The organism is Kitasatospora sp. NPDC059803, from assembly GCF_042732255.1.
In the GTDB taxonomy this organism is placed as follows: Bacteria; Actinomycetota; Actinomycetes; order Streptomycetales; family Streptomycetaceae; genus Kitasatospora.
In genome coordinates this window covers 30483-38029 of record NZ_JBHWIJ010000050.1, presented here as the reverse complement: position 1 = coordinate 38029, position 7547 = coordinate 30483, and the positions used below count along the sequence as shown (strand labels likewise).

Below are 7547 nucleotides of genomic sequence, written 5' to 3'. Positions count from 1 at the left end.
GTCGCCGGCACCGCGCGACGCCGCGAAGCTGCGCGGATCCGTGAAGAGCCGCTACCTCGACCCGGAACACCGCCGGGGGCGCCACGCCCAGCCGTCGGCGGTCGGGGGCGGGGGCCCCCCGCGCGCCGAGGGCGGCCTCCAGCAGGGCGCGGACGGCGGCCAGGTCGATCCAGGAACCGTCGACCAGGTGCCACTCCCCGCTCCGGCCGGGGGTCGGCACGCCGCCGACACCGGGCAGGGCGTCGAGCGGCACGGGCCCGCGGGCGGCGGCGGCGAGGACGGCGAGCAGCGCCCGCGCGAACCGGTCGGTCTCGTCCGGGTCCAGCACCTGCGGGCAGCTGATCAGGGCGAAGTCGAGGCTGCCGCTGATCCGCAGGATGGTGAACATCAGCCGGACCGGCAGCGGCGGGGCGGGCACCCGGGTCAGTTCGGGGTCGGCGGCCGCGGCGGGTTGGGCGTCGGCGACGGCCGCGGGGATGGTCAGGCTCAGGTCGTTGACCACGACATGCCGGGGGAAGCGGCTGCCGCGCAGGTGGGCGCAGTCCTCGATGAGCCGCCAGACCTGTTCGGCGTCCAGGGTGCTGTGCCAGTAGGCGCTCAGCGAGGCCGCCTTGGCCCGGCCGATCAGCTGGTCGAGGTCGGCCGCCCCGGTGTCGAGCCGGATCAGGGCGTCCTGCGCCAGGGTGCCGACGTGGTCGACCAGGGCGGCGCGCTGGCGGTTCGCGGAGAGCGCCGAGAGCGCCAGCTCGGGACGGCCGGACCGGTGCGTGACGAGCGCGGCGAAGGCGGCGAGCAGGACGACGGACGGGCTCGCGCCGGTGCGGCGGCAGACGGCGGCGAGGTCCTCGGCGGCGGTGCGGGAGCGGACCAGGACGGCCGAGTGGTCGCGCGGGGGGCCGGTGATCCGCGCGTCGGCGAACACCACCTGCGGGCCGGTGGCGAGGCTGCGGGCCCAGTACCGCAGGGCGGCGGCCGACTTGCGGCGGCCCTGCGCGCTCCGTTCCGCGTCCGCGATCCGCAGCGGGGTCGGGGCGGTGACCGGCGGGAGGTCCTTGCCGGCGGCGAGGTCCAGCCAGTCCTGGATCAGCAGCACGGTGGCGGCGCCGTCGGCGCCCGCGTGGCAGACCACCGCGACCAGCCGCAGCAGTTGCTCCCCGTCGGCGACGAGGGTGCCGCGCAGCCGCGGGGCGGCGGCCAGGTCGAACGGAACGGCGACGTCGGCTCGGCCCAACTCCGCTGCGAACGCGTCCAGTTGGGTGCCGTCGCGATCGCCCGCCTCGATCACGGTGACGGTGAACCGGCCTTCCGGGTGCACCACTTGGCGCTCCGGGAAGCCGTCCGCGCCGGGGCCGGCGGGGAAGGAGGTGCGCAGCGACTCGTGCCGTTCGACGAGCCGGCGCAGGGCGGCCACCCCGGCCGACACCGAGGTGCCGTCCGGGACGGGCCAGAGCGAATCCTTGTTGATCTGCTCGGGGGCGTCGCGCCCGATGCACCGGATCATGTTGTCCTGGCCGAGCGTGAGCGGCCCCGAACCGCCGGCCGAACCGTCGGCCGGGGCCGCGTACCGGACCTCGATCCGCCTACTGCTCTGTGTCTCGCCGTACGGGGTCACGTCGTACGCGCCTTTCGGCTCGCCGGGAAGGGTTCAGCGGGGGTGCGATCGGGACGCTACCAGCGACCTCGCACGCTGGTCCAGACCAATCGTCTACCAAACCGATGGTTCATCAATTCCTGTGCGAGGCAGGCAAGTTGGCATGAACCGAACCATGGCTACGGAAGGGTCAACGTGCTCAGCACGCCGAGCCGGCGGTCCAGGTCGGCGACCAGGACGGGGCGCCCCTGCGCCCGCCAGGCGGGCAGCTGCTCGGCGAGCTCCGCCCAGGCCCCGGTGAACGGCTGGGCGGCCGGACAGTCGGCACCGGCCAGCCCGGGGCCGAGCACGAGCGCCGGGTCGGGCCCCAGCCCGGTAGCCCGATCCCGCACCACCGCGTCCGACAGCCCGGCGCCAGGTATCTGATGGATCGCCATATCAGGCCCGGGGGCCTCCTCGCAGACCAGCACCACCACGCCGTGCCGCTCCGGAAGCGACACCGGCGCGGCCGGCTCGTGGTGCAGCGCGGTCTGCTCGGCGAGCACCACGACCGCCCGACGGCAGGATCCGGTGCGGTGGTAGTCGACCGCGAGGCGCAGCGCGGTGAAGGCCGCGGCGACGCCCTGGTCGCAGACCGCGAAGGCGAGCGGCGTGCCCGGACAGGACCGGCTGAGCGCCAGCGAGGACGGCGCGCCCGGTCGGACGTCCGGGGTGTCGAAGGCCAGGATCAGCAGGTCGACGGGCTCGTCCTCGGCGAGCGCCTCGCGCAGCAGGTCGGCGGCCAGCTCCTCGTAGGAGTGGCCGACGCCCTCGCGCAGCAGGTCCTCGCGCAGCGGCAGGCCGTAGGGGCGGACGAGGTCGGAGACGAACACCCGCAGGTCCGGGTGGAGCGAGGCCTCCGAGCGCCCGTCGAAGCGCCGCGCGAGCGCCCGGGTGATCCGCAGGCCGTGGTCGGCCACCTGGTCAGTCCTCGGGGATGACGTGTCCGGCGACGTAGTCGGCCAGCTTGGTGACCGAGCGCAGGTCGTCCTCGGTGATCTGCTCGACGTCCACCTGGATGTCGAGCGACTCCTCCAGCTCCAGGATGAGCTCGATGGTGCCGGCCGAGGTCAGGCCGAGATCATCGAAGAGGCAGGCGTTCTCGGGGATCTCGGGCAGCTCGCGCTTGAGGACGCGGGGCAGCAGTTCGCCGATGCCGGTGCGGATCCGCTCGCGCAGCTCGGGGTCAGTGGTCTGGACCACAGGTTCTGACATGGGTGTCCCGTCCCGTCGTACGTGGGAGAGTGGTCTGGCATGGGAAGGATGGACGAAGCCGACGCTTCGTCAGCAGCGGACCGCCATCGCGGAGAACGTGGCTCCGACACCGGCGGCGGCGATCAGGTAGTGGTCGCCGCGGCGCAGCAGCCCCCGCGTGGTGGCGGTGTGAAGATTGATGAGGCTGTCCGCAGCGAAACTGTGCCCCACCGACAGCACGTTGTCCAGCACCACCTTGTCGAGCGGATAGCCGATCCGGCGCGCTATCATCCGCCACGACGCCTGGTTGACGTTGTGCGGAAGCACCGCGGCCAGGTCGGAGAGGTCCAGACCTGCCTCGTCCAGGGCGGCCTCGATCGCCTCCACCATCACGTTGGGGTACTCGCGCTGGTAGCGGCCCAGGAGGTCCGCGTCCTCGGCCAGCCGGCCGTCGAACTCCGGGCGCTGGCGCACCGCGAAGGAGAGCACCCGGTGGCGCTCGCCGTCGGCGCTCACCAGACAGGCGGCCGCGCCCTCGGCGAAGATACCCGTCTCGGGCACCACCTGGGCGTCCTTGGTGAAGGTCTTCTCGCCCGCCAGGATGAGCGCCAGCGCCCGCGGGTCGGGCTCGGCGGCGAGCAGCCGGCCGGCCAGGTCGATGGCCAGCAGGCCCACCGCGCACGCGTGGTGGGTCACCGTGAAGGCGTTGGCGTGCGCGAGGCCGCGCGGGGCGAGCAGGTCGTGCAGTGGGTTGAGCGGGTAGGGCACCGCCACCGGCATGCTGCGCGCGTGGATCACGAAGCGGACGTCCCGTTCGCGTCCGCGCAGCTCAGGCAGGTTGTCGAGGGCGGAGTCAAGCAGGTCGGGCAGCGTCCCGGACGGGTCCAGACGGAGCTGGTCCAGTCCGTGGAAGCGGCGGAAGAGTCGAAGTTGACGTGGGGTCAGGCCGATCCGCTCACCAACCGCCTCGATGGGCACGGCGTGCGGGGGGAGGTGAACGGCCACTGCCTCCAGTGCTGTCACGCGGGCTAGTATTCCGACGCCCGCCTGGTCGCACAAGTGATCTCGGGCCCCTTCACCGTCGCGTTCGTCTCCGAGGCCGCCGAATCCGCCTCCGGGGCGGGCGCGTTCACCCCCGTGCCGTCGAGCAGGCGGGAGACCCCCTTCGATGTCCGATGCCATTTCTCACACGTCGTCCGACCGTGAACCGCACCACCCCGCCGCGCCGTTGCACCCCGAGCTGGTCGCCCTGCTGGTCGAGGCCGCCGGGGCGCCCCCCGGCTGGGCCGACCGGCTGACCCCGGACGCCCGGCTGGACGGCGACCTGCTGCTCGACGAGGGCGAGCTGGCCGCGCTCGCCGGGCGCCTGCGCGAACGCTTCGGCCCGGCCGCCGACCTGGCCCGGCTGCGCGCCGGGCTGGACCTGGCCGCCTTGGAAGCGCTGACCGTCGCCGACCTGCAGAAACTGATCCCCGAGGAGGGTGCACGATGACCCGGTTCCTGCTGGTGATGCCCCCGTTGACCGGGCACGTCAATCCCGCGGCGGGCATCGCCGCCGAGTTGACCGCGCGCGGACACGACGTCGCATGGACCGGCACCGAGTCGGTGCTGCGCCCGCTGCTCGGCCCCCAGGCCCAGCTGCTCGGCACCGGCACCCGGGCGTTCCGGGCGCAGGGCGGGCACGGGCTCGCCGCGCTGCGTTCGCTGTGGGAGGGCTTCATCGTCCCGTACGCGCGGTTCACCGCGAAGCCGCTGGACGCGATCGTGCGGGAGTTCCGGCCGGACGTCCTGCTCGTCGACCAGCACACCCCGGCGGGCGCGCTGGCCGCCCACCGGCACGGCCTGCCGTGGGCGAGCTTCGCGCCCGGGGCGATGGAACTGGGCCGCCCGTACCGGGCATTGCCGCAGGTGGAGGCCTGGATGACCGGCCTGCTGCGCGGGTTGTGGGAGCGCGCCCGGCTGCCCGCGCAGGAGTACGTGGACCCGCGCTTCTCCCCCGCCCTGGTGCTGGCGACCACCGGCCCCGCGCTGACCGGTGACGACGCGCCGCCCCCGCACCACGCGCTGGTCGGGCCGGTCCAGTCCGCCCGGCCGGCCGATCCGGACTTCCCGTGGGAGCGGCTGCTGCCCGGGCGCCGACGGGTGCTGGTCACCATGGGCACGCTGGCCGGCGAGCTGGGCACGGACTTCCACGCGCGGGCCGCCCGGGCGCTGGAGCTGTGCGGCGACGACGTGCAGCCGGTGTTCGCCGCCCCGCGCGAGCTGCTGCCCGAACTGCCGCCGCAGGCCGTCGCGGTGGACCGGGCGCCGGTGCTGGAGCTGATGGCGCGCGGCGCGCTGGACGCGGTGCTGTGCCACGGCGGGATGAACACCGTCGGCGAGGCCCTGACGCACGGCCTGCCGCTGGTCACCGCACCGATCCGGCACGACCAGCCGTTCGTCGCGGCGCAGGTGGCGGCGGCCGGGGCGGGGCTGCGGGTGCCGTTCGCCCGGGTGACGCCGGAGCGGCTGGCGCAGGCCCTGCGGGCCGTCCTGGACACGGCCGACTACCGGCGCGACGCGGTTCGGGTCGGCGAGGCGCTGCGCGCGGGCGGCGGGGCGGCCACGGCCGCGGACCGGCTGGAGGGCCTGGCGGCCCGAGCCGGGCGGGACTTCCGGCAGCCGCTACCGGGGTCCCTGTAGCAGACCGGAAGATCAACGTCCATTGGTCTAGGCCATTGTCTCCGGGCCGGGGTTCGCCCTAGGGTGGCGCCCAGCACCGCCTTCGCAGGTGCCGAGCACCGCCTTCCCAGGTGCCGTGGCAGCCCATCCCAGCACGGGAGTTCCGGTTGATCGAGACCACGGGACTGCGCAAGTCCTATCGCAAGAAGACCTCCCGCAAGAGCGGCGAGAACCCCACCGTCGACGCTGTGCGCGGCATCGACCTGTCCGTCGACGCGGGCGAGATCTACGGTTTCCTCGGGCCCAACGGCGCCGGGAAGACCACCACCCTGCGCATGCTGGCCACCCTGATCCGCCCGGACGGCGGTCAGGCCAGCATCGCCGGGGCCGACCTCTTCACCGACCCGGCCGGTGTACGCCGCCGGATCGGCTACGTCGCCCAGGGCGGCGGCACCACCGACACCGTCAGCGCCCGCGAGGAGTTGGTGCTCCAGGCCCGGATGTACGGCGCCGCCAAGGCGCAGGCCGTCCAGGCCGCCGAGGGCGCGCTCAAGGCCTTCGACCTGGCCGAATTCGGCGACCGCCCGTGCGCCACCTACTCCGGCGGCCAGCGCCGCCGGGTGGACATCGCGCTCGGCGTCATCCACGAGCCCCGGGTGCTGTTCCTGGACGAGCCCACGGTCGGGCTGGACCCGGCCAGCCGGGCGTACGTGTGGGAGGAGATCCGCCGGCTGCGCACCGAGGGCATGACCGTCGTCGTCACCACGCACTACCTCGACGAGGCCGACGCCCTGTGCGACCGGGTCGCGATCGTCGACCACGGCCAGGTGGTGGCCGAGGGCACGCCCGAGGTGCTCAAGCGCGAGATCTCCGGCGACGTCGTGCTGCTCGGACTGGAGCCCGGAGAGGGCGTCGCCGAGCGGGCCGCCGAGGTGCTGCGCCCGCAGCCCTACCTGCACCGGCTGGAGTTCAGCGGGGAGGACGGACTGCGGCTCTACCTGGAGGACGGCGCGGCGGCCATCCCGCAGCTGCTGCGCGCGCTGGACGGGGCGGGCGTGACACCCGGCACCGTCCAGCTCCAACGCCCCAGCCTGGACGACGTGTTCCTGGCCCGCACCGGCCGTTCGCTCCAGCAGTCCTGATCCGCCCATTCCTGGGGAGACCATGAAGCTCGCCCGCGACACCTGGCTGGTCTTCCAGCGCCAGGTGCTGCTGATGATCCGCACCCCGATCTGGATCGCCGTCGGGATCATCCAGCCCGTGCTCTACCTGCTGCTGTTCGCCCCGCTGCTGAAGAAGGTGCTCGTCCCCGGCGGTACCAGCAGCTACGCCGACACCTACCAGATGTACGTGCCGGGCCTGCTGGCGGTGCTGTGCATCTTCGGCGGGCTGTTCACCGGCTTCAGCCTGCTCGGCGAGCTGAAGGCCGGCATCATCGAGCGCGCCCGGGTGACGCCGGTGAGCCGACTGGCGCTGCTGCTCGGGCGGGCGCTGCGGGAGATGGTGGCGCTGCTGGTGCAGGCCGTCCTGATCACCCTGATCGCGCTGCCGTTCGGGCTGCGGGTGAGCCCGCTGAACCTGCTGCTCGCCTACCTGCTGCTCGGGCTGCTGGCGCTGATGACCTCGGCGATCTCCTACGGCATCGCGCTGATGGTGCCGACGGACGCGGCGATGGCACCGGTGGTGAACACCCTCGCGCAGCCGATCGCACTGCTCTCGGGGGTGCTGCTGCCGCTCACCCTGGCGCCGCACTGGCTGCAGCAGACCGCCAAGTGGAACCCCTTCTACTGGGCGGTGGAGGGCATGCGTGCGCTGTTCTCCGGCCACCTCGGGGACAGTGCGGTGTGGCAGGGCCTGCTGGTCGTCGTGGTGATGACCGTGCTGTCGGTGTACTGGTCGGCCCGGTTGTTCTCCACCCGGGTGCGCTGAGACACGACACGAGAGGAGGGGGGGGGGGGGGGCGCGGCGGCCCCCCCCGCCGGGGGGGCCCCCCCGCCGCGGGCCGGGCGGGGGCCCACCGACGAGAGACGGGCGGCTCGCGTGGCCCCGCCCCCCGCGCCCC

General features: G+C 73.9%; 8 protein-coding genes. 4 read left to right on the top strand and 4 right to left on the bottom strand.

Going from position 1 to position 7547, the window contains the following annotated elements:
• The 4 genes from ACFV6I_RS11500 to ACFV6I_RS11485 all read right to left on the bottom strand — a co-directional run.
• A partial coding sequence (locus ACFV6I_RS11500) for a condensation domain-containing protein (RefSeq protein WP_380424676.1) occupies positions 1-1612 on the bottom strand: 1612 nt, incomplete at its 3' end.
• A gap of 158 nt (positions 1613-1770) precedes the next feature.
• Positions 1771-2550: a hypothetical protein gene (locus tag ACFV6I_RS11495; protein WP_380424673.1), complete on the bottom strand. Its 780-nt coding sequence runs from the start codon at positions 2548-2550 to the stop codon at positions 1771-1773.
• A 4-nt stretch (positions 2551-2554) separates the two neighbouring features.
• Complete coding sequence (locus tag ACFV6I_RS11490) at positions 2555-2845, bottom strand: phosphopantetheine-binding protein (RefSeq protein WP_079136143.1); 291 nt, start codon at positions 2843-2845, stop codon at positions 2555-2557.
• Between the two features lie 69 nt (positions 2846-2914).
• Positions 2915-3847, bottom strand: a complete 933-nt coding sequence (locus tag ACFV6I_RS11485; protein WP_063350671.1) for a 3-oxoacyl-[acyl-carrier-protein] synthase III C-terminal domain-containing protein — start codon at positions 3845-3847, stop codon at positions 2915-2917.
• A gap of 145 nt (positions 3848-3992) precedes the next feature.
• On the opposite strand from ACFV6I_RS11485, the gene ACFV6I_RS11480 reads away from it, so the two are divergent.
• From ACFV6I_RS11480 to ACFV6I_RS11465, 4 genes are all read left to right on the top strand, one after another.
• Positions 3993-4316, top strand: a complete 324-nt coding sequence (locus ACFV6I_RS11480) for a hypothetical protein (protein ID WP_159398581.1) — start codon at positions 3993-3995, stop codon at positions 4314-4316.
• On the top strand, positions 4313-5506 hold the full coding sequence (locus ACFV6I_RS11475) for a glycosyltransferase (protein WP_380424671.1): 1194 nt from the start codon (positions 4313-4315) through the stop codon (positions 5504-5506). Before ACFV6I_RS11480 ends, ACFV6I_RS11475 begins: the two co-directional genes overlap by 4 nt.
• 146 nt (positions 5507-5652) lie before the next feature.
• A complete protein-coding gene (locus ACFV6I_RS11470) occupies positions 5653-6627 on the top strand; it encodes an ATP-binding cassette domain-containing protein (RefSeq protein ID WP_063350668.1) in 975 nt (324 codons plus the stop codon).
• A gap of 22 nt (positions 6628-6649) precedes the next feature.
• On the top strand, positions 6650-7414 hold the full coding sequence (locus tag ACFV6I_RS11465; protein ID WP_380424669.1) for an ABC transporter permease: 765 nt from the start codon (positions 6650-6652) through the stop codon (positions 7412-7414).
• Positions 7415-7547 lie beyond the last annotated feature (133 nt).

What these genes read in the sequence shown, in the direction of transcription:
- ACFV6I_RS11490 (WP_079136143.1), bottom strand. Translation starts at nt 2,845, where the DNA reads ATGTCAGAACCTGTGGTCCAGACCACTGACCCCGAGCTGCGCGAGCGG.
- ACFV6I_RS11480 (WP_159398581.1), top strand. Translation starts at nt 3,993, where the DNA reads ATGTCCGATGCCATTTCTCACACGTCGTCCGACCGTGAACCGCACCAC.
- ACFV6I_RS11475 (WP_380424671.1), top strand. Translation starts at nt 4,313, where the DNA reads ATGACCCGGTTCCTGCTGGTGATGCCCCCGTTGACCGGGCACGTCAAT.
- ACFV6I_RS11465 (WP_380424669.1), top strand. Translation starts at nt 6,650, where the DNA reads ATGAAGCTCGCCCGCGACACCTGGCTGGTCTTCCAGCGCCAGGTGCTG.